This is a genomic window from Rhodococcus sp. RS1C4 (genome assembly GCF_002258225.1).
GTDB classification, from domain to species: domain Bacteria; phylum Actinomycetota; class Actinomycetes; order Mycobacteriales; family Mycobacteriaceae; genus Rhodococcoides; species Rhodococcoides fascians_E.
In genome coordinates this window covers 32,745-58,712 of the sequence record NZ_NOXZ01000022.1, presented here as the reverse complement: position 1 = coordinate 58,712, position 25,968 = coordinate 32,745, and the positions used below count along the sequence as shown (strand labels likewise).

General features: G+C 65.5%; 15 protein-coding genes. 5 read left to right on the top strand and 10 right to left on the bottom strand.

The annotated features are described in order from the left end of the window. Positions 1-24: 24 nt before the first annotated feature. From CH289_RS10155 to CH289_RS10135, 5 genes are all read left to right on the top strand, one after another. Positions 25-3,225 (top strand): arabinosyltransferase domain-containing protein, encoded by a 3,201-nt coding sequence (locus tag CH289_RS10155; protein ID WP_179276788.1) that lies wholly within the window; start codon positions 25-27, stop codon positions 3,223-3,225. 72 nt (positions 3,226-3,297) lie between these two features. After that, positions 3,298-6,624: an arabinosyltransferase domain-containing protein gene (locus CH289_RS10150; RefSeq protein ID WP_020111808.1), complete on the top strand. Its 3,327-nt coding sequence runs from the start codon at positions 3,298-3,300 to the stop codon at positions 6,622-6,624. A 95-nt stretch (positions 6,625-6,719) separates the two neighbouring features. Further along, positions 6,720-7,613 (top strand): ABC transporter ATP-binding protein, encoded by an 894-nt coding sequence (locus tag CH289_RS10145; RefSeq protein ID WP_037183357.1) that lies wholly within the window; start codon positions 6,720-6,722, stop codon positions 7,611-7,613. Next, positions 7,610-8,326, top strand: a complete 717-nt coding sequence (locus CH289_RS10140; RefSeq protein ID WP_037183359.1) for an ABC transporter permease — start codon at positions 7,610-7,612, stop codon at positions 8,324-8,326. The genes CH289_RS10145 and CH289_RS10140 overlap by 4 nt, the downstream gene beginning before the upstream one ends. Next, complete coding sequence (locus tag CH289_RS10135; protein ID WP_037183361.1) at positions 8,323-9,075, top strand: ABC transporter permease; 753 nt, start codon at positions 8,323-8,325, stop codon at positions 9,073-9,075. The genes CH289_RS10140 and CH289_RS10135 overlap by 4 nt, the downstream gene beginning before the upstream one ends. Positions 9,076-9,100: 25 nt before the next feature. Here the strand turns inward: CH289_RS10135 and CH289_RS10130 are convergent, their stop codons facing one another. The 10 genes from CH289_RS10130 to CH289_RS10085 form a co-directional block, all read right to left on the bottom strand. Further along, positions 9,101-9,580: a DUF4265 domain-containing protein gene (locus tag CH289_RS10130; protein WP_037160467.1), complete on the bottom strand. Its 480-nt coding sequence runs from the start codon at positions 9,578-9,580 to the stop codon at positions 9,101-9,103. Positions 9,581-9,702: 122 nt separating this feature from the next. Continuing rightward, a complete protein-coding gene (locus tag CH289_RS10125) occupies positions 9,703-11,247 on the bottom strand; it encodes an acyl-CoA carboxylase subunit beta (protein ID WP_027498815.1) in 1,545 nt (514 codons plus the stop codon). A 3-nt stretch (positions 11,248-11,250) separates the two neighbouring features. Further along, on the bottom strand, positions 11,251-16,311 hold the full coding sequence (pks13, locus tag CH289_RS10120; protein WP_094727851.1) for a polyketide synthase Pks13: 5,061 nt from the start codon (positions 16,309-16,311) through the stop codon (positions 11,251-11,253). 48 nt (positions 16,312-16,359) lie between these two features. Continuing rightward, positions 16,360-18,258, bottom strand: coding sequence for a long-chain-fatty-acid--AMP ligase FadD32 (fadD32, locus tag CH289_RS10115; protein ID WP_019667133.1), 1,899 nt, complete (start codon positions 18,256-18,258; stop codon positions 16,360-16,362). Positions 18,259-18,478: 220 nt separating this feature from the next. Further along, positions 18,479-19,498, bottom strand: coding sequence for an LLM class F420-dependent oxidoreductase (locus CH289_RS10110; RefSeq protein WP_019667132.1), 1,020 nt, complete (start codon positions 19,496-19,498; stop codon positions 18,479-18,481). Positions 19,499-19,674: 176 nt separating this feature from the next. Continuing rightward, positions 19,675-20,643 carry a cutinase family protein gene (locus CH289_RS10105; protein WP_094727850.1) on the bottom strand — a complete coding sequence of 323 codons (969 nt, stop codon included), beginning with the start codon at positions 20,641-20,643 and terminating at the stop codon, positions 19,675-19,677. Positions 20,644-20,654: 11 nt separating this feature from the next. After that, the gene (locus tag CH289_RS10100) at positions 20,655-21,197 is read right to left on the bottom strand and encodes a DUF732 domain-containing protein (protein ID WP_019667130.1); all 543 of its coding nucleotides are present in this window, start codon (positions 21,195-21,197) and stop codon (positions 20,655-20,657) included. Positions 21,198-21,350: 153 nt separating this feature from the next. After that, the gene (locus tag CH289_RS10095) at positions 21,351-23,177 is read right to left on the bottom strand and encodes an alpha/beta hydrolase-fold protein (RefSeq protein ID WP_019667129.1); all 1,827 of its coding nucleotides are present in this window, start codon (positions 23,175-23,177) and stop codon (positions 21,351-21,353) included. A gap of 329 nt (positions 23,178-23,506) precedes the next feature. Next, a complete protein-coding gene (locus CH289_RS10090; RefSeq protein ID WP_027498814.1) occupies positions 23,507-24,520 on the bottom strand; it encodes an alpha/beta hydrolase in 1,014 nt (337 codons plus the stop codon). Positions 24,521-24,835: 315 nt separating this feature from the next. Continuing rightward, entirely contained in the window at positions 24,836-25,828 is a 993-nt protein-coding gene (locus CH289_RS10085) for an alpha/beta hydrolase (protein WP_026348133.1), read from the bottom strand. Between the last annotated feature and the right edge of the window lie 140 nt (positions 25,829-25,968).

The window sequence follows — 25,968 nt, the reverse complement described above, 5'->3', positions numbered from 1 at the left end:
CCTGAATCATCGTCGTCGACGCGTATGTCGGCGGGAGTCGTTGCCGTCGTCTCCGGTGTCATCGCAGTCCTCGCCGCGATTCTGACGCCGCTGCTGCCGGTGACCCAGGACTCGGCGTCGATCAGCTGGCCGCAGAACGGAACGCTGAACTCGGTCGAGGCTCCGCTCGTCTCGTACTCGCCGTTGTCGCTCGATGCCACGATTCCGTGCAACACCATCGCTTCGGCAGCGCCCGGCACGCTCGTACTCTCGACCACCGCTCCCGGCGCACCGGACGCCCAAGGCGTCGGCCTCGTCGTCTCCCGCACCGATTCCGGCCTGCAGGCCGTCCTGCGCGAGAAGGTTCTGCTGTCGCTGACCGACGCCGAACTCGCGTCGTGCTCGTCGGTGACCATCAGTTCGACCGATACGTCGACGACCGCGTCGGCGACGGGCACCGACGTCGCCGGAACGATCGACGGCGACGCACGTCCCCAGACCGTGGGAATCTTCACCGAACTGCAGGGTGCCGCACCGGCGGACCTGAACGTCGACGTCCAGATCGACTCCCGCTTCTCCTCGACCCCCACCGTTCTGAAGAAACTCGCCATGGCCGCCGCGGTGATCTTCACGATCATCTCGCTCGTCGCGTTGCACCGACTCGATCTGCTCGACGGCCGCAGCAGCCGCCGGTTCTTCCCGGCACGGTGGCTCCGCATCACCGTCGTCGACGGGGTCGTCATCGCAGTACTCGCCGTGTGGCACTTCATCGGCGCCAACACCTCCGACGACGGCTACCTGCTGACCATGGCACGCGTATCCGAGCACGCCGGGTACATGGCCAACTACTACCGCTGGTTCGGCGTCCCCGAAGCACCGTTCGGGATGCCGTACTACGACATGCTCGCCGCGTTCGCGAAGATCTCCACAGCCAGCCCGTGGATGCGGTTGCCGGCGCTGATCGCCGCGCTTCTGTGCTGGGCCGTGATCAGCCGCGAGGTCATCCCGCGTCTCGGTCGCGCCGTCCGCTCCAACAAAGTCGCAATCTGGACCGCAGGCCTGGTGTTCCTCGCCTTCTGGCTGCCCTACAACAACGGCCTGCGACCCGAGCCGATCATCGCTCTCGGTGCCCTGCTGACGTGGTGCTCCATCGAACGCGCCGTCGCGACCGGCCGACTGTTGCCCGCGGCCGTCGCAGTCCTCATCGCCGCGTTCTCGCTCGCCGCAGGCCCGACGGGTCTGATCTGCGTTGCCGCGCTCCTCGCCGGCGGACGCCCACTCGTCCGCATCGTCATCGCACGCGCCCGCACCGTCGGCTACGCACCCGTCCTGGCCCCGATCCTGGCGTCGGGAGTCGTCATCGTCGCCGCCGTGTTCGCCGACCAGACCGTCTCGACAGTCCTCGAAGCCACCCGCGCCCGCGCCGCCGTCGGACCCAACGTCGCCTGGTTCAACGAGCGCGCCCGCTGGGACTCCCTCATGGAGATCACACCCGACGGCTCCCTCGCACGGCGCTTCGCCGTCTTCGCGATGATCCTGTGCGTGATCGTCACCATCGTCGTCATGCTCCGACGAGGCGGCCGCATCCCCGGCGTCGCGATCGGACCGTCCAGGCGCATCGTCGGCATCGTGATCGGCGCCCTCGCCCTGATGATGTTCACTCCCACCAAGTGGACCCACCACTTCGGTGTCTACGCGGGCCTGGCCGCATCGCTCGCTGCCGTCGCGGCGGTCGCCGTCGCGTCGGCCACCCGGGACAACGCACGCAACCGCACTCTGTTCACCGCTGCCGTGCTGTTCCTGGCCGCGCTCGCGTTCACCGGCTCCAACGGCTGGTGGTACGTCTCGAGCTACGGAATCCCCTGGTTCGACAAGCCTCCGATGATCCTCGGCAAAGGCTTCTCCACCATTTTCCTCGGACTGACCGTGCTCGCGTTGCTGTACGCAGGCTGGCAACACCTCCGCGCGCCGTACCGAACCAGCACCCGCTCCGCACGCTTCGGAGTCTCCGCGCTGACGGTGATGGCCGCATTCGTCGTACTGTTCGAGCTCGCGTCCTTCGCCAAAGGCATCGTCGCCCAGTACCCGGCGTACTCGGTGGCCCGCTCCAACCTGAACGCGCTCGCAGGCAACTCCTGCTCCCTCGCGAACGACGTTCTCGTCGAAGAAGATCCGAACAGCTCGATGCTGACACCGATCGATTCCACCGTCCAGAATGCACTGGCCGGACCGAACACCGTCGGCTTCACCCCCGACGGAATCCCCAACGATCTCACCGCCGACGAAGAAGACGTCTCCCAGGAGAGCACCCGCGGATTCAGCAACGACCCCGACAGCGGCACCGACTCCGACACTCAGGGACCCACCTCCGCAGGCTCCTCCGGCACCCAAGGCGGCACCACCGAAGCCACCGGCATCAACGGAAGCTCCGTCGCACTGCCGTTCGGGCTCGACCCGTCGCGCACGCCCGTCCTCGGTAGCTACGGCGCCGACACCGCGGAACCCGCAACCCTCGAAACCGAATGGTTCTCCCTTCCGTCGGATGCGGACCGATCGGGTCGATCCGCGGGCTCCGCTCCTGGCAACGATTTCATCGCGATCAGCGCCGCCGGGCGCATCCGATCCGTCGACTCCGACGGCATCGTGGCCTCCGGCCAGCCGCTCGAGGTGGAGTACGCCGCGGGCGATCAGGTCCTGGGCCGCGTCACCCCGATCGACATCGGGCCCCAGCCGTCGTGGCGCAACCTGCGAGTGCCCCTGTCGGACATCCCACGTGAAGCCGACCGCATCCGCCTCGTCGCAACCGACGGCGACATCTCACCGGATCAATGGCTCGCCGTGACGCCGCCGCGGATCCCCCGCACGACCCCACTCGTCGACGTCATCGGACCCGACGTGCCCGTTATGCTGGACTGGACCGTCGCGCTGGGCTTCCCGTGCCAGCGCCCGTTCGACCACAAGGACGGCGTCGCGGAACTGCCGGAGTACCGCATCCTGCCGGACCGCAGCGGTGCCGCCGCACACAGTCCGGTGATGGACGCCTTCGGCGGTGGGCCGCTCGGCTGGCAACAACTCGTGCTGTCCGCCCAGGTTGTCCCGACCTATCTGAACAATGATCTCGATCGCGACTGGGGCTCGCTCGAGAGATTCATCCCACTGGACACGTCGGCGACGCCGGCAGAATTGACGGTCGGAACCGTCACCCGCAGCGGGTGGGAGACCGAAGGTCCGATAAGGGTCGGATGAAACCGGCATACAGCCGGTTTCATCGCGATGCGGGTGCGGTGAACCGATCACGTTCGAATAACATCGACAACCGTGCCCGACGCCGTGAATGATTCTCCCGCCGTGCCCGACGCCCCCCAGCCGAAGGGTTCGGTGTCGAAGGGCACCGGGACCGATCTGCGATCCACGGTGCGTACGACGCGTCTGGTCGCGATCGTCACGGGTCTTCTCGGTGCGGTCCTGGCTCTCCTGACGCCGTTCCTGCCCGTCGTGCAGACGACGTCGACCATCTCGTGGCCGGAATCGGGCTCGATCCAGGACATCGACGCCCCGCTCGTCTCGCAGGCGCCGATCTCCCTGACCGCGACCATCCCGTGTTCCGCGGTGGCCGCACTACCCCCGCAGGGCGGGCTGCTGCTCGCCACCGCGCCGCCTCAGGGCGAGGGTGCCGCGCTCAACAGCCTGTTCGTGCGAGTGAACGAAGGTTCGGTCGACGTACTGGACCGCAACGTCGTCGTCGCGTCGGCACCGCGCGAGGACGTACAGGGCGCAGCCTGCAGCTCCATCGAGATCACCTCGAACATCGACTACACCTCGGCATCGTTCACCGGCCTCGTCGACGACGAAGGCCTCGAACGCACCGGACGTCTCGACGGTGACCTGCGGCCCCAGGTCGTCGGCGTCTTCACCGACCTCGACGGCGCCGCACCCGCCGGACTGAACGTCACCATCGACGTCGACTCGCGCTTCTCCTCCAGCCCGACGATCCTGAAGCTGCTGGCGATGATTCTCGCGGTGGTCTGCACGATCATCGCCGTCACCGCCCTCGGTCGCCTCGACGGCATCGACGGACGCGGTCACCGACGGTTCTTCCCGTCGCATTGGTGGAAGTTCACCGGAGTCGACGTCACCGTCGTCGGAGTCCTCGTCGGCTGGCACTTCGTCGGCGCCAACACCTCGGACGACGGCTACCTGCTGACCATGGCTCGGGCCGCGGACCAGTCGGGCTACATGGCCAACTACTTCCGTTGGTTCGGAGTCCCCGAGGCCCCGTTCGGGTGGTACTACGACGTCCTCGCCGTCTTCGCGAAGATCTCCACCGCCAGCCCCTGGATGCGCCTGCCAGCCCTGATCGCCGGCGTTCTCTGCTGGATGGTCATCAGCCGCGAGGTCGTCCCGCGTCTCGGCCGTGCAGTACGTAAGTCCAACGTGGCGCTGTGGACCGGCGGACTCGTGTTCCTCGCGTTCTGGCTGCCCTACAACAACGGCCTCCGCCCCGAGCCCATCGTCGCGCTCGGCGCCCTCCTGACGTGGTGCTCCATCGAACGGGCCATCGCCACCGGCCGACTGCTTCCTGCTGCGACGGCGTTCCTGATCGGCGCGTTCACCCTCGCCTCGGCGCCGACGGGCCTGATGTGTGTCGCTGCCCTGTTGGCCGGAGCGCGGCCCATGGCGCGCATCGTCGTTCGACGCCACCGCCTGGTCGGCACCCTGCCGCTTCTCGCACCGCTCGCTGCCGCCGGCTTCCTGGTCCTCGTCGTCGTCTTCGCCGATCAGACCTACGCGACGGTCATGGAGTCGACGCGTGTGCGCACGGCAATCGGCCCCAACGAGCAGTGGTACCAGGACTTCCTGCGCTACTATTATCTGTTCGTCCAAACGGTCGACGGTTCCGTCGCTCGCCGCTTCGCATTCCTCGTGATGCTGCTGTGCCTGTTCTCGACGCTGTTCATCCTGCTGCGACGCAGGCGAGTTCCCGGAATCTCCAACGGACCGGCCTGGCGTCTCATCGGCGTCGTGTTCGGAACGATCTTCTTCATGATGTTCAACCCGACCAAGTGGACCCACCACTTCGGGTCGTACGCAGGCATCGCGGGCAGCCTCGCCGCGCTGACCGCCGTTGCGATCTCCGCCAGCGCGTTGAGGTCTCGCCGAAACCGAACGATATTCCTCGCCGGCCTGATGTTCGTGCTGGCACTGGCGTTCTCGGGAATCAACGGGTACTGGTACGTGTCGAGCTACGGCGTGCCGTGGTTCGACAAGACCGTCTCGCTCGGCGGAAACGAATCCAACACCCTGTTCCTCGTGCTTTTCGCCGCCGCACTCGCGTTGGCGGGATGGCAGTACCTCCGTGAGGGTTACGCACCGCCACAACCCCGTGCCGGTAGCGAACGAGGCAGGCGCATCAAGAAATTCGCCGCCGCACCGCTGACGGTGATCGCCGGGCTCATGGTGCTGTTCGAAGTCCTCTCCCTCGTCAAGGGAGCAGTGTCCCAGTACCCCGCCTACTCGCTCGCACGCTCGAACGTCCAGGCCCTCACCGGCAACTCGTGCGGCCTCGCGAACGACGTGCTGGTGGAATCGAACCCCAACGCCGGCATCCTGAACCCCATCCCGTCGGCCTTCGACCCACAGACCGGCCCACTCGGAGGCGAAACCCCGTCGGGCTTCACCCCCAACGGAATTCCCACCGACCTCAGCGCCGACGCCGTCGAGGTGAAACCCGGACAGGGCAACACCGACCAGCAGAGCGTCGGACCCGCATTCGAAGAAGGCCAGAGCTCGGGCACCGGCGGCGGCATCGGCGCCCTCGGCGTCAACGGCTCCACCGCAGCCCTGCCCTTCGGACTGGACCCGGCCACCACCCCCGTCCTCGGCTCCTACCAGCCAGGCATCCAGGAACCGGCGTCGGCGACCTCGAGCTGGTACTCACTGCCCGAGCGCTCCGACAGCGCACCGCTGATCGTCGTGTCCGCCGCAGGCCGCATCCTGTCCTACGACGACACGGGCGCCATGACATACGGCCAGTCGCTCCTCGTCGAGTACGGCACGCGTCAGCCCAACGGAACCGTCGACGTCAAGGGCACCTACCTGCCCCGCGACATCGGACCCGCACCGTCGTGGCGCAACCTCCGCATCCCCATCGCGGACCTGCCCGCCGACGCCGACGCCGTGCGCATCGTCGCCAACGACCCCAACCTCACCGGCGACCAGTGGTTCGCATTCACGCCACCGCGAGTACCTCAGCTGGAGAAGCTGAACGACCTCATCGGTAGCGAACAGCCCGTACTGCTCGACTGGGCCGTAGGACTGCAGTTCCCCTGCCAGCGCCCGTTCGACCACGAATACGGCGTCGCCGAAGTACCCGGATACCGCATCCTCCCGGACCGCCCACTGGCCGTCAGCTCCACCGACACCTGGCAGTCCGGCGACAACGGCGGCCCCCTCGGCTGGAGCGAACTCCTCGCCCGTCCCGTCACCGTCCCGACGTACCTCGACCGCGACTGGGCTCGCGACTGGGGCTCGCTCGAACGGTACGAGCAGTACTACCCCGGCGCCGTACCGGCAACACTCGACACCAACGAAGTCACCAGGTCCGGCTTCTGGACGCCAGGGAACTTGAGGGTGTTCGATCGGTAGAGCTCGTTGCCCTTCACCGGGTCATACCGCGGTAGTACTCGTGATTGATCCTCTGGACGGATGATTCCATCCTCGATCCGCGGCAGGGTCGAGGCATGGACATCGTCAGAACTCACAGCCTCGTCAAGCGATACGACAACCACACCGTCGTCGACGACGTGAACCTCGCCATTCCCGAGGGCTGCGTCTACGGTTTCCTCGGTCCCAACGGATCGGGCAAGTCGACGACGATGAAACTGCTGCTGTCTCTGATCCGGCCGACTTCCGGTGAAGTGGAAGTGTTCGGTCGACCGATGAACTCTGACACCCGACGCGAATTGCTCACCGAGATAGGTTCGTTGATCGAATCACCACCCGGCTACGGTCACCTCACGGGCGCAGAGAACATGAAGATCGTGCAACGATACCTGGGCTCGACCGACGACCAGATCACTCGCGCCGTCGCCACCGTTCGACTGCAGGACCAACTGAACAAGAAGGTGAAGAACTACTCACTCGGAATGAAGCAGAGACTCGGAATCGCCATGGCACTGGCCCGCGAACCCCGACTTCTCGTGCTCGACGAGCCCACCAACGGACTGGATCCCGCGGGAATCGAGGAAATTCGAGCCCTGCTGAAGCATCTCGCCGAGCACGGAGTGACCGTCATGGTGTCGTCGCACCTCCTCGGCGAGATCGACAAGACGGCGAACGTACTTGGAATTCTCAGCGAGGGGCGACTGATCTTCCAAGGCAGCCGCGACCAACTTCTTGCCGCCTCCACTCCCGACGTCGTCATCGACATCCTCGGTTCAGACAACCCCAATTCCACTGCTGAACAACAGCTTCGGGATCGAGAGACGCTGCGTATCCCATCCGTCGACGACCTTCACACCGCCCACGTCGTCGGCGAACTCGTCGCATCCGGAGCCGGGGTCTACGGAGTCCGGCGAGACGAGCAGTCACTCGACGACGTCTTCATGAACCTCACGAGCGGCGGAAGACTGTGAACATACTGCGCAACGAGTTCGCCAAACTGCGGCATCTGCACCTCGTGGCCCTTGCTGCGTCGATGACCGCCGGCATCGTCGCGCTGACCGTCGTCGGAACGATGACAGGGGATGCCGCACAGCACGCCTCGGTACTGTCCCTCGCCGGACTGTCCCTCGCGTTTCCCCTCGTCTCGCCGCTCATGATCGCCGTAGTCGCAAGCCGAACCATCGACATCGAACACCACGGCAACGGATGGCTTCTCAGTCGCGCCACCGGAGTGGCCCTCGGTGAACTCCTACGTGCCAAGGTGGTATCCGCTGGACTCGTCGTCACCACAGCGACCGTCGCGGCCGTCTCCCTCGGGGCGCTACTCGGCGGAACGAAGCCGCTGTGGACATGGCTCGGTTACGCAGGCGCGATGGTCGTCGTCAATCTCGCGGTCCTGACGCTGCACCTGACGGTTTCGACACTCGCGGTCAACCAGCTGATCTCGCTGGGAATCGGCGTCCTGGGCACCGTCGTCGCGATCTGCGCATCCGGATTTCCCTCGTGGCTGGCACATCTCACCCCGTGGGGGTACTACGCACTCGCGTCCGCCGCGGACTACCGAGGCGACCACGTCATGACACTGTCCCCGTCCTACACCAGTGTGGCCGGGCTCGCCGTCGTCGGCGTCGCACTGTTTCTGTTCGTCACGGCTCGGCTCGATCGACAGGAGTTTCTGGCATGAACACCGTTGCCGCCGAACTGATCAAACTCAAACGATCCCAGAGCCTGACCGTCGTGATCCTGCTGCCCATCCTGATAGTCGGAGTCGGAACATTCAATACAGTTCTGTCCGGAGAACAACTTCAGAACGGTTGGCACACACTCTGGTTGCGAACGGTGGTGTTCCACGGCCTCTTCCCGCTCGCACTGGGAGTCGCCCTCCTGGCATCGCTGATCTGGAAACCCGAGCACGACAGAGGGAACTGGAATTTCCTGATGAGCGGCCGGGCCCCCTCGCTACGAATCGTCGTCGCCAAGACCTCGGTCGTGGCACTCCTCACCGCTGCCATGCAGGTGTCGATGGTCGCGACAGTCCTCGTCGTCGGCAAACTGGTGTTCGGACTGGACGGACCACTGCCCGCGCCGTTGTGGATCGCCGCCGGGTTGACCATCTTCGCGGCGGTTCCACTGGCCGCAGTGCAGTCCGCACTGTCGATGCTCGTCGGATCCTTCGCCGTACCGATTGCCCTTGCGCTCGTCGGCGCAGGCGTCTCGGCATTCCTGCTCACCGCCGACGTCGGTGCCGCCATCGTCGTACTGCCGCATGCCTTGGTCTCGCGCGCAACACAACTCGCCACCGGCACCTTCGGAGACGGTGGCTCGCTCACCGCGGGATCCACCCTGTCCGTCGTCGGCGCGACCATATTTCTCTCTGCGGTGGCAATTGTCGGCTCGAGCCGAATCCTCGACCGTCGGGATGGTCGTTCCTGATCACGTGACGGGCCCAGGCACGCGATCAGGCGTCGCGAAATTCCTGGGTGAGCGCGCCACCTTCCCACTCCCATCGGCCGTCGGCCGCGCCTGCCATCAGCAGTTGCTTGATGGCACCATGGTCGACCGACGACGGAAGATTCAAAGCGAGCAAGTTGAACTGTTCGGCGCCTTCGCCTTCGGCACCCAATTCCCCGAACACGTCCATCACCGACTGAAGGGTCTCCCCGCCGTCCCGCAACGGGATGACTCTGACCGTGCAGTTGTCCGACGGTTCGACGGTGTCCTGGACGACGAGTTCGCCGTCCGCGTTCTCCTCGACACGGACGATGTCGCCTTCGGCAGCGCCCCGAACGAAGAACGGCGTGTTGTTGAGCTCGACGAGATCGTCACCACGGGGTATCGCCCACATACGCTCGGAACCCACAGGTGGCCAGTTGTCCTCGGTCCTGGGCAGCTCGAAGACCACCTTCACCAATGCCGTCGTTTCACGCCCCGCAGTCATTTGGACAGCATGCCAGACCACCTCGAACTCTTCACCGACACATCGGGTACTGGAAACGTGGACCGAGGGAGCGACGGCGGTCCTTGCTCAGCATGCGGTAGGGGGCAGCCACCCAGCAACAGTCAGATCGGGAACAGGTGGTGCTTCCGTGGGTTCTTGAAGACTTCCTTGTCCTTCAGCAATTTCAGCGCCTTGCGGAGCTCGAGGCGGGTGCTCGAGGGCTCGATGACGGCGTCGATGTAGCCACGCTCCGCGGCGACCCAGGGAGTGGCCACGTGCTCGTTGTAGAAGTTGATGAGCTGCTGACGCACGGCGGGAGCGTTCTCTCCCGCGGCGGCCATCTGCTTGCGGCCGATGATGTTGACGGCACCTTCGGCACCCATGACGGCGATGCGCGCTGTGGGCCAAGCGAAGTTGATGTCGGCACCGAGCTGCTTGCAACCCATGACGGCGTAACCGCCGCCGTAGGCCTTGCGGACGACGACGGTGACCTTGGGTACCGATGCTTCGATGTAGGAGAACAGGAATCGGCCACCGCGTTTGATGACGCCGACCTTCTCCTGGTCGACGCCGGGGAGGAAGCCGGGTGTGTCGACGAGGAAGACCAGCGGAATGTTGTAGGCGTCGCAGATGCGCACGAAACGTGCTGCCTTGTCGGCACTGTCGGCGTCGAGTGCACCGGAGAGGTACATCGGCTGGTTGGCGACGACACCGACGGACCGGCCGTCGACACGGGTCAGACCGGTGATGACGTTGGGTGCGATCTCCGACGACATCTCCAGGAATTCACCGTCGTCGAACAGCCGAAGGATGATGTCGTGCATGTCGTAACCGGCGTTGTCGGCGTCGGGCATGATCTTGTCGAGCGACAGGTCGGAGTCCGTCACCTCGGGTTCGAGACCCGGGTTGACGACGGGTGGGTCTTCCTGGCAGCTCGACGGCATGTAGCTGAGGTAGTTGCGAACCCAGTCGAACGCGGCCTTCTCGTCGGGCGCGACGTGGTGCACGTTGCCGTACTGCGCCTGCTTGCGTGCACTTCCGAGGTCGTCGAGGCTGACGTCCTCGCCGGTCACGGACTTGATGATGTCCGGTCCGGTGACGAACATGTACGCCTCTTCGGTGGCGACCACGACGTCGGTGTTGATGGGCGCGTAGACGGCACCGCCTGCGCACTTGCCGAGGATGACCGAGATCTGCGGGCACATTCCGGACAGCGGCTCGTGGCGACGCCCCAGTTCGGCGTACCAGGCCAGGGACGTCACGGCGTCCTGCACGCGAGCGCCACCGGAGTCGTTGATGCCGATGACCGGGCATCCGACCCTGATGGCGAAGTCCATCACGCCGGCGACCTTGCGGCCGAACATCTCGCCGACAGTTCCGCCGAACACCGTCTGGTCGTGCGAGAAGACGGCGACGGGGCGACCGTCGACTGTTCCGTGACCGGTGACGACACCGTCGCTGTAGAGAGCCGACGGGTCGTTGGGCGCTTTCACCAAGGCGCCGATCTCGACGAAGCTGCCGGGATCGAGCAGCATGTCGATGCGTTGCCGGGCACTGGGGATGCCCTTCTTCGCGCGCTTGGCGATACCGATCTCACCTGCCGGTTCCTTGGCAAGTTCGAGGTTGGCCCGCAGGTCGGCCAACTTTTCGGCGGTAGTACCAGTCAAGATTTAGTCTCCGGTTCTCAGCGACTCGATCTCATCGAGCTTCTTCGTCATGTGTGCCGCAATTCGTCCAATGTACGGCTCATCGACGACGGCGAGATGGTCGCCTCCGATTTGCACGATCTCGAGATCCTTCACGACCGGTCCCCAGCCGCCGTGATCCTCACGAGTGGCGTAGGCAGGCTCGAGCGCGATGGCGTCGTCGTGGTACTTGTCCGCCATGTACAGCGTCACCGGGCCGCCGTACGGCTTGAGCTCCGCTGTTTCGATCGCGCGGTTGTCCAGCCACGACGTGCGTTGGTGCTCGATGATTCCGCCCGGGATCTTGGCGCCGCTGAGCTTGACCAGATCGGTGATGATCCGGATCTGGCCTTCGTCGTCGGCTTCGACGAGCTTGTCGTACGGAATCGGGTAGTCGACGTCGTACGTCTTCTTCGCGAACTTCGCGTACCGCTCCCACCGACGACGAACCTCGTCCTTGGTGTCGGGAATCTTCGCACCCGGCATGACGGTGTCGAGGAGTCCGACGTACGCGACCTCGATGCCCTCTTCCTCCATCTGACGGGCGACCTCGTAGGCCAGGATGCCGCCGAGGGACCATCCGACGAAAACGTACGGGCCCTCCGGCTGGATCGCCTTGATCAGCGGAACGTACTCCGCCGCACGGACCGAAATCGGCCCCTCGACGCGCTCCAACCCGTACATCGGAGTACCCGCAGGGAGCTTGCGCAGCAGTGGTTCGTACGCGACCGTCGAGCTGCCGGCCGAGTGGAACGCGAACACCGGTGTCGCGGTGGATCCTTCCGGACGCGGACGCAGATTGCGGACGAGACCGTCGATCTCTCCGCCCTCGAGGTGCGGACGCACCTTGTCCGCGAGCTGCTCGATCGTCTCCGAATCCAGCACGTCGTCGAAGGTGATCTCGCCGCCGGCCCGCTCGGTGAGGCGCGCAGCCAACTTCTCCGCGGTCTCGTCGTCGAGAATCGGGAGCGTGTTGAAGATGCCCTTGGCGGATTCCTTCGTCACCACGGCCCACGTCGCGAACGTCATGCGCTCGGCGTTGTCACGTGGCGGAACATCGGATCCCGCTGCTTCCGCGAAAGCTTCCTTGCCACCGAGATCGGTCTGCGCGGACGGCGCCGGCTGGTACTCCGCACTCGGCGTCGCAACCTCGTCCGACGCGACCGCGGTGTCGACTGCGGCGTCCCGTGCCCCCGCTCCGGCCTCGGCAGCCTTTTCGGCTTCCTTTTCCGCTTCCTTCTCGGCCGCCTGCTTGTCTGCGAGAGCCTGAACTTCCTCACGGTTCTCGATCGCGTACCGCAGGTACTTCTCCACCTCGAGGAGGTTTGCGTCCCTGACGGCCTGCAATTGAACAGTGGGGATGTCGAACTCGTACTCCACGCGGTTCTTGATGCGGACGGCGCTCAGGGAATCGAGACCGAGCTCGATGAGCGGGATCTCGGGAGGCAGGTCCTCGGGTGCGTACCCCATGGACTCGGCGACGATGATGGCCAGGCGGTCTTCGAGCTTCTGGTTGCCGTTTGGATCCCAACGATCACCGAAATCCTCGACAACCTCCGGCAACTCCTCCACTCCGGGCCGGCCACGGTCCACGACACCCGTGGAAGGCTCGGCGACAACAGGTTCCGGCAGCGCCTCGCCAGACGTCACGACGGCGTCGTGCAGCAACGTGAACGACGAGCCCGCGTGCGCGTGCACCTGGACGGACGCTCCCCCGAGGTGCGGGGTCAGCGTGGTCACCAAGGTTCCTGCGGTCGGGATGGCGGCGTGCGACACCGATGCACCGAGCGCAACGCCCGAGAAGACCTGCGCTGCCGCGGCTTCGACCAGAGTTCCCAGAGACTCGACGCTCGGCGCCTCGACCTCCCAGACGTGCCTGCCGTCCGGGAGGGCGACGTGCGATCCCGGAATACGGCCGCTACCACTGGAATTGACGCGAGTGTTCAGCCAGAACTCCTTGCGGAGGTAGGCCGTACGCGGGATGGGAGCGTAGCCCCCTTCGGCGAAGAGAGTCGGCAGATCCAGGGCATGGCCGTGGACGTACAGCTGCGCCAGGGCAGCGAGGAACGTCTCGGACTCGTCTTCCTTGCGCTTCAGGGTGGGAATCAGCGTCGAGTCCGCGACACCGGCAGCCCATGCCGTTGCCGCCACCGACATCAGCGCGACAGGATTGGGAGCCAGTTCGACGAACGTCGTGTGTCCGTCTCCGACAGCAACATTGACGGCCTGGGTGAAGTTCACCGGGTGCCGCATGCCCTTGACCCAGTAGTCGACGCCGTGGATGGCCTCGTGTCCGACGCGGTAGTGCGCCTCGAGATCGACGGACGAGTAGACCCCGGCCGTCAGCGTGCTGGGCTCGATGCCTGCAAGTTCGGCGGCGAGTTCGCCGAGCAGCGGATCGACGGCGGACGTGTGGCCCGCGCCCTTGACGTCGAGAAGGCGAGCCATCTTTCCGGCTGCTTCGGCGACGGTGACAAGTTCTTCCACCTGCGCACGAGGCCCACCGACGGTGGTGTGCGTCGGCGCGGCGTACACGCAGGGCTCCACGTCCGGGAACTGATCGGTCAGCGCGGTGACCTCGTCTGCTGTGTACTCCACCAACGCCATTGCGCCCTGCGACGCGGCTCCCAGACCGTCCTGGCCTTCGGCCAACAGTCGCGAGCGGGCATAGATGATGCGCACTGCGTCTTCGAGGTTGAGCCCGCCTGCAACGTACGCCGCGGCGACCTCACCCATCGAGTGCCCGATGACGGCGGCGGGCTCGGCGCCGTGCGCACGAAGCGTTGCAGCCAAGGCGATCTGGATGACGAAGATACCGACCTGCGAGTTCTCGAACTCGTACGTCTGCGAATCGTCGAGGATGATCTCCTTGATGGAGTAGCCGGCCTCGTCGATCAGCAGTTCGTCGACCTCGTCGAGTGCCGCCGCGAAGATCGGGTTGGTGCGGTACAGCGTCGATGCCATCTTGCGATGCTGCGAGCCGAAGCCGGAGAACACCCACACAGCACCGTTGGAGGCCGGCGAATCAGCGGAAAAGACACCCTGCCCGGGCTTACCGGCCGCGATGGCACGAAGCCCCGTGATCGCTTGCGCTCGGGTCTTCGCGAGAACCACTGCGCGCGAACGTCCGTGGTTGCGCTTGGCCAACGCACGGCCGACGTCGGCAAGAGGCGTCGTGCTGCCTTCTTCGGTCTCGAGCCAGTCCGCGAGATCCGATGCGGCGCGCTTACGGCGCGATGGCAGAGCAGCGGACACCGCGAGAACGACCGTCTCGTCGACCGAAACGGACTGCTCCAGAATTTCTTCGGCCTCGGCGACGGGATCGGTGGTCTCGATCTCCGAGACCGGCGAAACACCCTCTACCAGGACAGCTTCCGGATCAACCGCCTCCGGATCGAAACCCTCCGAAACTTCGTCGGCGACATACTCCTTCACCACGACGTGGGCGTTGGTGCCGCCGAAGCCGAAGCCGGAGATACCCGCGACGGCCTTGCCGGTGTAGCGCGGCCATTCGGAACCCTCGGGAATGACCTTCAGGTGTGCCTTGTCGAAGTCGATGTACGGGTTCGGTCCCGCGTAGTTGAGCGAGGCAGGCAGACGATTTTGCTGCATGGCCAGCACGACCTTGATCAAACCTGCTGCACCGGCGGCAGATTCGAGGTGACCGAAGTTGGTCTTGGCCGATCCGAGCAGTGCCGGCTTGTCTGCGTCGCGGCCACGTCCGACGACACGTCCGAGAGCGTCGGCCTCGATGGGGTCACCGAGGATGGTTCCCGTGCCGTGCGCCTCGATGTAGTCGACGCCGGACGGTGCGATACCTGCATCGCGATAGGCGAAGCGCAGCGCGTCGGCCTGAGCATCCGGGCTCGGTGCGAGCAGCCCGTTGGAGCGTCCGTCCTGATTGACGGCCGAGCCTGCGACCACTGCGAGAATGTTGTCGCCGTCGCGCTTGGCGTCCTCGAGCCGCTTGAGTACGACGAGGCCACCACCCTCGGAGCGAATCATGCCGTTGGCGTCGGAGGAGAACGCCTTGATCTTGCCGTCGGGCGCGAGCACACCGGTCTGACCGAAGCCGACGGTGATGGGCGGTGCGAGCAACATGTTGACGCCACCGGCGACGGCGAGGTCCGACTCACCGGTACGCAGGCTGCGCACGGCCTGGTGGACGGCGACGAGCGAGGACGAGCACGCGGTGTCGACTGCGATGGACGGGCCACGGAAGTCGTAGAAGTACGAGACGCGGTTGGCGACGATGGCCGTCGACGTTCCGGTCAGGGCGTACGGGTGCGCCTTCGGGTCGCTGACGGCGAGGAGCTGATAGTCGTTGGACGAGCTGCCGATGAAGACACCGACCTGCGAGCCCTTGACCGAGCTGGCGGGGATGCGCGCGTGCTCGAGCGCCTCCCAGGTGAGCTCCAGAGCCAGCCGCTGCTGCGGGTCGACGTTGACGACTTCGTTGGGCGACATCGCGAAGAACTCGGCGTCGAACGTCTTGACGTCGTCCAGGTAGCCGCCCTTGGTGACGGTGGCGTCGACGGCTGCCTTGATGGCCGGGTCGGAGGTGAACTCCTCCCAGCGGCCGTCGGGCAGATCGGTGATGCCGTCGCGGCCCTCGCTGAGCAGGGCCCACATCTCCTCGGGGGTGGTGCCTGCTCCGGGGAAACGGGTGGAGACGCCGACGATGGCGATGTCGTGCGAGTCTCCGGCGACGATGCCACGGGTGTAGAAGGAGTCGTCGACATCGCCCGCGGGTACCTCGGGTTCGCCCTCGATGATGATTTTCGCGAGCGACGCGATCGTCGGGTGCTGGTAGACCACCGTCGCGGTCAGCGTGACTCCGACGAGCTCCTCGATCTCACCGCTCAGTGCGACCGCGTCACGCGAGGACAGGCCGAACTCTTCCATCGGCCGGTCGTCGGAGATCTGGTCCGGTGACTGGTTGGTTGCCTCGGCGACCCAGTTCCGTAGCCACTCGCGAAGCTGAGCGACAGTCAAGTCGCCGTCGCCCTCCGCACGCTGGATCTTGTCGGTTTCTTGTTCAGCCATCACTCACCAAGTTACGTGTAGAAGGAAACGGGACCCGATCCGAAGACGTCAGTCCGGCAGTTCCGCGTCGGGGAAGGCCTGCTGCTGGTAGCCGCCGCGCAGGGTGCCCTCGATGTAGGCGGCCTTGCAGGCGCGGCGGGCGATCTTGCCGCTGGAGGTGCGGGGGATGGATCCGGCCGGGACGAGCAGGACGTCGCGGACGGTGACGCCGTGCCGTGCCGAGATGGCGGCGCGGACCTCGTCGGCGATGGGCTGCGGATCTGCCTTGCCCGCGCCCGGGGCGCGCTCGGCGACGATGACGAGTTGCTCGGCGCCGTCCTCGGGATCCTTCGTCAGCGCAGAGCCGCTGAAGTCGAAGACGATGTCCGGGAGCTGGTTGAGCGGGACCGAGAAGGCGGCGACGAAACCGGGGCGCAGTGCCTTGCTGGATTCCTGCGCCGAGAACTCGAGGTCCTGCGGGTAATGATTGCGGCCGTCGACGATGACGAGGTCCTTGACGCGGCCGGTGATGTACAGCTCGCCGTCGTGGTAGACGCCGAAGTCTCCGGTGCGCATCCAGTTGGCGCCGTCCGGGGCACCGTCGGCGTGCGAGCCGGTCGCGATGCGGCTGACGAGCTTGTTGTGGAACGTCTCCGTGGTCTCGGTGTCGCGACCCCAGTAGCCCTGACCGATGTTCTCGCCGTGAAGCCAGATCTCGCCGACGTGGTCGTCGGCCTGTTCGGTCGCGGAGTCCGAGTCGACGATCGCTGCCCACTGACTACGAGCGACGGTGCCGGTCGAGACCTGCGGGATCGCGCCCGGGGCGTCGGCGTCGACGACGACGAAGTTGCCTGCGTTGAGCTCGGTGCGGTCGACGTAGACGACCTTGGCCTCGTCGGCATGCTTGCTGGTGGAGACGAACAACGTCGCCTCGGCCATGCCGTAGGACGGCTTGATGGCCGACTTCGGCAGGCCGTACGGGCCGAACGCGTCGTTGAACTTCTTCATCGACGTGGTGGTGACCGGCTCGCTGCCGTTGATGAGGCCGATGACGTTGGAGAGGTCGAGCTTCTCGCCGTTCTTCGGCAGTCCGCGCTGCGCAGCGTGCTCGAACGCGAAGTTCGGGGCGGCAGCGAAGGTGCCTGCACCGTCGGAGACCGCGGCGAGTTCCTTGATCCAGCGCCACGGCCGCTGCACGAACGCGCGGGGGCTCATGATGGTGATGTACTTGCCGCCCAGCGCGGGCAGGATGACCGTCAGCAGGCCCATGTCGTGGAACATCGGCAGCCACGTGACGCCGCGCGAGTCCTCGTTGATCTCCATGCTGTCGACCATCTGCAGCGCATTGACGCCGACCGCGCGGTGCGTGATCTCCACGCCTGCGGGGACGCGGGTGGAGCCGGAGGTGTACTGCAGGTACGCGATGTCGTCGAGCTTGGCGGCGGGCTCGACCCAGGTCTCGCCGACGCTGTCCGGGATGGCGTCGACAGCGATGACGCGGGGGCGCTCCTTGGCGGGGAGTGCACGGAAGAAGGCGCGGACACCGGCCGCGGAGTTGGTGGCCGTCAGGATCGCGGTAGGGCTGCAGTCGCCGAGGACCGCGTGCAGACGGTCGGTGTGACCGGGCTCGTCGGGGTCGAACAGCGGCACGGCGATGGTGCCTGCGTAGATGGCGCCGAAGAATGCGACGACGTAGTCGAGGCCCTGCGGAGCAAGAATTGCGACGCGATCACCGGGCTGGGTGACCTGCTGCAGCCGTGCTGCCACCGCGCGAAGACGCTTGCCGAACTCGACCCAGGTGAGCTCGTGTGCTTCACCGTCACGTTCGCGGGAGTAATCCATGAACCGATAGGCAAGAGTGTCGGCGTTCTCGGCGACGTTCACCTCGACGTGGCGGACGAGCGTCTTGCCTTCGGCGATGGTGATGTGGCCGTTCTCATCGATGTAGTCATCGAATGTGTGGCTCATGGTGTTCGTTTCTCCTCCGACGGTGTCCGCTGCGATTGCGCTTCCCGAAGCTGGCGCCCCGGAGCTCTTTCGGCCCGCGCCCCGACTTCCTTTTCACTCACGACTCGCACCCGAACTGCGTGAATATTACTAGCTGGTAGCTTGCCTCACGGCAAATACTTGCTGTCTTCGTCATGCTCCTCCGAAACGGCGGCGCATGCCCGGAAGACACGTCCTTCGGTCACTCGCCTTTCAACAGGTCGATGACCGGAGCGAACGCTTCCATCTGAGTGGGGAAAACCCCGACATAGGACATCGTCGTTTTCGCGCGAACGTTACGGATTTGATCTGCGATCTCCTCGTATGTCCCGAATGCGAGGTACGGCGACGTCAGGATGTCCTCGACGCTCAGCTTCACGTCCACGTCGACGTTGGGCGGATATCCGTTGTCCAATGCGGCGAGCGCCATCTCCGCCATCTGCTCGCGATCGTCGGTGACGACGATGGTCGTGATGGCCCAGTTCAGTTCGATCTCGTCGAAGCGATCCCCGGCTGCTGCGCGAATGAGCTCGACGCGTTCGAGGGTTTGCTCGAGCGTCATACCGGAGAGCTTGAGCTTGCCTTCCTTCGTGCTGGCCGGAACCACCGAGATGATGTCCGCGTACTTGGCCGCGAGCGCGAGCATGCGAGGGCCGCCGCCACCGACACAGATGGGAGGACGAGGTCCCTGCCGCGGACGAGGGCTGCCCTTGAGTCCGGAGATCTGGAAGTGCTTGCCCTCGAAGTTGCACTCCTTGCCGCGAAGCAAGGTGTCGAGGATCTCGAGGCTCTCCTCCAGCTTCTCGATGCGGATACCGGGCTTGTCGTACTGGATGCCCGCCTTGTCGTACTCGTCGCGCATCCAGCCCGCGCCGAGACCGAGCTCGAGGCGACCGCCGGACAGCACGTCGATGGTGGCGGCGTCCTTGGCGAGAATCGCCGGATGCCGGAAGCCGTTGGCGAGGACAGCCGTACCGAGCCTGATCTTGTCGGTCGCGACGGCCAGGGCGCCCAGCGCAGCGATCGGCCCGACCTGGTTGCCCAGGTGATCGGGGATCATGAAGCTGTCGTACCCGAGCTCCTCCGCCTGCTGAGCCAGCTTGACGAACTTACGCGCCCCGCCCTCCTCCGCGTTGCCTTCTCCGCCTGCCGCGAATCGGAACTTGCGCAGTGCCGTGACGTGCCCTTCTGCGGGCAGATCGGGGGCCTGGGCAGAACACATGTATAGGTCTCCTCGTGCGGTCATCTTCGGTGCCCAGCGCCAATCGCCAGCTGGTCCAAGGCGCCACTCTATCTGCTCACGACATGGGAATACACTTCGCGGGGTACGCCGGGACCACCTTTGTGCGTATTCCTCAGGTGCCCCGAGGCGACCTTGTGAGAACTACACGGGGTGCATCAGGAGTGCGGAATCTCCGGCGCCGACGAGATCAACCCGGCCGCCCAGCCCGCCGTCCACTGCGTCGACGTCGTGCCTGCATCGTCGACGACGAACGAGTTGTACGACGCGTGGACCGGGTTGCCTGCCGCACCCGCGAGGATGCCGATGCTCTGCGGAATGTTGCGCAGCGACAACCCTTCCGAGGGTGCCGCACAGATGAGGTCGCCCGCCGCGCAGATCTGATTCACGCGGTCGTTCAACGCTCCGAAACCGTCCGGACGCGCACCCGTCATCGTGATTCCCGGAAGGTCGAGACCACCGAGCGCGACCTCGGCACCGACGCCGTCGACGGGCGGTCCGATATCTGTTCCCGACGTGCCGTCGCGCCTACCGTCGGCGATCAACGTGACACCGAGGACCTTGTCCGCGGCGACGGGGCCGTTGCCCGCACCGATGCCGGCGGCGATGTCCCCGGCGATGACCGCACCCTGGGAGAAGCCGGCGAGAACGTAGCTCGTCAACGGGCAGCGATCGCTGACGCGAGCCAGTTCGGCTCTGGCCGCGGCGGTGCCTTCGGTCCTGCTGTTGTTGTAGGACTGTTGCCCGTCCGGTGGGAACGCGATCGGGTTGGAGAACTGAGCGACGTACGGAACCGTGTACACGCTCGCCCGCGACGGATCGAACTGTTCCTGCAGCGGGCGGGTCACGTTCAGCATCAGCGACGCCGGGTTGGCCGTCGGGTTGTACGGATCGTCGCCGACGGCCGACTCCCACGTTCCCGGAATCGCGATGACCGCGACGTCGGCGCAATCGGCGGGCTGCGACTGCGGCTGATCGGGCCCTGGCCCCGGCAGAGGCGACGGGATCTCCTTCGGGAGACGTCCGGCCAGCAGGTACCACAGGGCTACGACGATCAGCCCGAGAACGACCACCACTGCGAGCAGCTTCGGCAGCAGCCTTCTCTTGCGCTTCGTTCGATTGGCCATCGACGTGTCCGTCAGGCCTTGCAGATGGTGTTCTGAGCGGACGCGATGTAGACCTGCGCGGTCTCACCTGCCTGCTCCGCGGACATCTGGGTGCCGGCGGCACTCGCCTCCACACCGACGTTGGCGGTCACGAACGTCGCGATCTCGTCGGCGGGCACGCCCTGGGACTGGGCGGAGCAGATGTACGACGCCGTCGAGATGGCGATCTCACCGTTGCCCGCAACTGTGACGCCCTGCTTCTCGAGCTCGTCGAGGAACGCCTGGCCCCGCGCGTCGACGGGTGCCTCCGTCGGCCCGGGGAATCCCTCGGGCACCGGCTGCGGCTGCTCCGGCGGTGCGGTCGCCGCATCGCCGGGGCTGGTCGTCGGAGCCGCACTCGACGTCTCCTGCGACGAGGTTGCCTCCGCGCTGGTCGTCTCCGCCGCCGTGGTGGTCGATGACGTGGACGGTGACCCGGTCGCGGTGGAGTCGTCGCTACCGCAGGCGACGAGCAGGCCGCCCGCGGCGACGCTCAGTACCGCCAGGGACAGTGTCCGGGAAAGAGAAGTGCGCATGATGGAGAGTCCTTCGACGTTTCGTTGGGACCATGACCCGGAGGTCGATGGGTTCACGACCGGGCGGCCGGACGGACGACGACAAACCGAGACGCTACCGACGGCCACTGAGAGAACTCTGAGGGACCCTGCAGGAGCCGACGTGCCGCGACGTCACGGCGCGATGGTCACCTTGCCGTCCTTGACGGTGATGATGCCGAACTGGAAGTTCTGCTGGATTCCGCCGCCGTCCATCTCGAACTGATCGCTCGTGACGTAGCCCAGCCGGCCGGCTTCGTAGCCGACGCTCTTCCACGCGTCGAAAATCTCGCCGTTGCGGATCGCCCAGGCGCCGGTCAGGGGGCTCCAGTAGATGTTGCCGCCCTCGAACTCGTTGAACCTGCCGCCGTCCCTGATCGGGCCGAGCTCGCTGGTCTTCGGGAAGCCGAGTGGCCCGTTCTCCCACCCGATCTGGCCGTACTTTCCGAGGATCATGCCCTGCACGGAATGCGTACCGAGATCAGGGTTCCAGTACATCGCACCGATCTCGAATCCCTGGACCGCGCCGGGCTTCGACGGTGTGGCGACCTCGTCGAGCACCGGGTAGCCGAGCGGCCCGGCCTCGTAGCCCTGGCGCGCCCATTCGTCGAGGATGGCTCCTCGTACGGCGTGCGCGCCGGTCTGCGGCGTGAAGTAGACCATGCCGTTCTGGAAAGCATTGGCTCGTCCGCGGCCGTCGGGGGTTCCGAACTCACCGGTCTTCGGGAAGCCGAGGGGACCCGCAGGCCCACCCGAACCCTGGTAGTTACCGCCGATGGCTCCGGCAACGACCTGAGCGCCGGTGTCCTGGCTGAAGAACACGCGACCGAACCGGAAGTCCTGTGCACGGCCACCCGCGACGTTGTACTCCGCCGTCAGGCAGTCGCCCAGCCAGGAGTTCGCTCCCGCGGCGTTTCCGATTGCTCCGGCGACGCTGCACGACGGCTTGTCCGCCTCGACGTCGAGCGCGCTCGCGAGCTGCGGCCACAGTTGCTTGAGCTCGAACTCCCAGTACTCCCAGGTGTGCAGTCCCGACGGGCGGTAGACCACCTGAGCGGGGATGCCGAGTTTGTTGAGCTTGGTCGCGAACGTCTGCGACGTCAGGCGGGACAGGATCTCGAGGCCCATGCCGGCGTAGTTGGAGCTGACGCCGGGGATGCCCGACGGCGGATCGTACGGTCCGGCAACGCCGTTGCCGCTCGAGACGTACAGGCTCACGCCCTTCAGCTTCTCCGCGAGAAGGTACGGATCATGTTGTGCCCACAGGTCGTTCGACGGTGCGCCCCACATCGCCTTGGAGTCGAAACCACCGGCGTCCGCCATCGCGTACTGGATTGCCTGCGGCATTCCGAGGGTCGTGGTCGTCAGCATTCCGGAGAGCGACCCGGCGAACTTGAAGAAGCCTTCGTTACGAGCAGCGAGGAACATCGCAGCGGTGCCGCCCATCGACAGGCCCACGACGCCGCGGGTCTGGTTGGTGCGCCAGCTGCTTTCGAGAATCGGCGGGAGTTCCTTCGTCAGGAACGTCTCCCACTGGTAGTTCTTGCCGTTGTCCTGGTCCACCCAGTCCGAGTAGAAACTCGACTGCCCACCGACCGGCAGGACGACGTTGACGTTCTTGTCCGCGAAGTAGGACTCCGCGTCGGTCTCGGCGGTCCAGCCGTTCTCCATGTCGGTGGCACGCAGACCGTCGAGCATCCACACCGACGGGAACGTCGCCTGGGGGTTGATGTTCCAGTCACGAGCGAGCAGGAGCTGAACCTGGATGGGCGTTCCCATCGACGGGGAGTCGATCCAGAGGGCCACGCGGCGGTCGGACAGCCAGTCGACGGCCGTGACGCTCGCACCGGACGGGGCCTGAGTCTGCGACGGCGCGGTCAGGGCCGTCGGCGCGGCCTGAGCGATGCCTGCGGCTCCGAACGGGGAGATCAGCGCAGCAGCGACGACTGCAGCCGTCGCCATCCGGCGAGCTCCTGCTTTCGTGGATTTTGCTTGCCAGGCCGCCGTTCCGGCCGTTCGACCCCGGCCGAACCTGTTGGACCCAGTACGCATGGTGGTGACTCTCTTTCTCTTACCTGATCAAGTCCGCACCGAACGCATGAGTCGCAGACTTGTAGTTCTCAAGTCTTTCTACACGCGAAGTGCGTCGGTCAGGCCGAGGCTCGCTGTGACTGATGGTGCAATTGTGAATCAGGAATCGTCGAGATCCCGACGACACTGCTGATCGAGGCCGGAAACGCACCGATGCCGCCCTGCGCACGGCAGGACGGCATCGGCGAGAGAAGCACAGGTCAGGCGTTCAGAGCCTCGAGGATCTGGCCACGAGCCTTGAACAGCTCGGCGGACCAGTAGGGCCAGCTGTGAATGCCGTTGCCCGGGAAGCTGAAGGTAGCCGGGATTCCGAGCGTTGCCAGGCGGACCTGGAATGCGCGGCTGTTGGCCAGTGCGAGAGCTTCCAGTGCCATGCCGTTCGCGGTGTTGTAGAAGTCGATCGGGGCGCGCGGCTTGTCGAACTCACCGGGCAGACCCGATGCGGCGGAGACGTACAGCGACAGTCCACGAAGCTCGGGAGCGAACACGAACGGATCGTTGCGCAGCCATGCCGGGCTCCACGGAGGTCCCCACATGGAGTCGACGTTGAACCAGGACTGGCTCAGCATCGCGACACGAATGGCTTCACGCATGCCGGGAGCGGAGATGTTGAGGTAACCGGAGAACGAGCCGGCGAACTTGAACTGATCGCGGTGGTACGCGGCCAGCGTCAGTGCAGCCGAGCCGCCCATGGAGATTCCCAGAACGGCGTTGTTGGAGCGCGAGACTCCGTAGCCCTCGAGGAAGGCAGGCAGATCCTGCGTCAGGAACGTCTCCCACTTGTAGGTGACTTCCTGGCCGTTGAGGTTCGACGCCGCGTACCAGTCGCTGTAGAAGCTGGCCTGGCCACCGACCGGCATGACGAGGGTGACGTCGTCGCCTGCGAACTGGTCCTGGGCGTTGGTCTCGAAGGTCCACGCGTTGCGATCGTCGCGGGCGCGGAGGCCGTCGAGCAAGTAGAGGGCGGCGTTGCCACCGCGAGCGGCCCACTGGACCTGGACCTTGATCGGCCCCATTTCGGACGGTACCCAGAGATCTTCACGTCCACCGGCAGGAGCCTTGTGCACGACCGCGGTGGGCGCTGCAACTGCTGCTGCTCCACCGACGACACCGGCTGCGAGAGGAAGGACCAGCGCTGCTGCGCCGAGTCCGAGCAGTCGCTGCCGCCATCGTTTGGTCACACTCGGCTTGTTCGAGGGGCCGGAAAATCGCATGGATCGTGCTCTCTCTCGTTCTGCTGCGGTCTCCGCGATCTGCGGCCCCCGGCATTCCAACAGGGCTGTCTTCGGCCCCGTCGGGCCGTAGTACTGGGTATGAAGTTGTGAAGCGCACACGTCCAGTGGACATACGCACCGAAGGGAGGTTATTCCACTCCTTCGCCCCGAAGCAAAACTGTGATCTGCATCTCGTGCTTGCTTCGAGGGCGATATCAGACTGTGACACTATCCCGCGCGACCGCCGCAGGCCACCCTGTCAAACCAGTGATTTCTCACAAAACAAGGTGGCCTGCGGGTGTCGAGCGGGCAGAATCAGCCGATGTTCGCGCTGAGATCCGGTGCCATGATGTGCGCCTGCTCCTGCCAGTAGCCCCACTGGTGGGTGCCGACGGCAGGGAACGCATATGTGACATTGTTCGCACCGATGCTCGCCATGCGAATCTGGAACGCGCGGCTGTTCGCCAGTGCGATCGCCTCGAGGCCCATTGCATTGCCGGTGTTGTAGTAGTCGATGAAGCTGCGCGGGCGGTCGAGACCACCGGGCAGACCACTACCTGCGAAGACCCACACTCGGGTGCCGTTGTCACGCAGACGCGGAGCGAAGACGAACGGGTCGTTGCGCAGCCACGCCGGATCCCACGGAGGACCCCACATGGCGTCGATGTTGTAGCGACCGGAATCCAGCAGCGCCACTCGCATGGCCTCGCGCATTCCGGGTGCCGAGATGTTCAGGTAACCGGACAGCGAACCCGCGTAGGAGAACTGATCCGGGTGGTACGCCGCCAGCGTCAACGCCGCGCTTCCGCCCATGGAGATGCCGACGACGCCGTTGCGGTTGGGATTGAACCCGAGACGGTCCCGCAGGTTGTTGCGCAGGTTCTGCGTCAGGAAGGTCTCCCACTTGTACGTGGACTTCTGACCGTTGAAGTTCGAGGGCGCGTACCAGTCCGAGTAGAAGCTGGACTGTCCACCGACAGGCTGAACGACGTTGATGTTCCACGACGCAAGGTAGGCACCTGCGTCGGTCTCGTGCTCCCAACCGGAGATGTCGTTGGTGGCGCGGAGTCCGTCCAGCAAGTAGACGACGCGGTCGGTGTTGCCGTCGGCCGCACGCCAGATCCTGCTCTTGATCGGGCCCATGCTCGAATCGGTCCAGAAATCCTGGGCACCGGGATCGAACGCGGCGCTGGCGGTCGCACCTGTTCCGACCACGGCCAGACCGAGCGGCAGTGCAACAGCCATCACCAGAGATGTAGCTATCCGGCGGAGGCGCCCCCCGGCACCCTTCTTCGTTCTACCCAGCATGCATTCGACCTCTCAGCAGTGTCGGTGAACCGCGCAGTCACTGCACGTAACACCCGTTTCGGCGGTCATGCCCCTCCATCGACGCTCATCGAGAGCGCTGACCCGGCCGACAGACCAGGGGCAGTCACACATATCTTTCG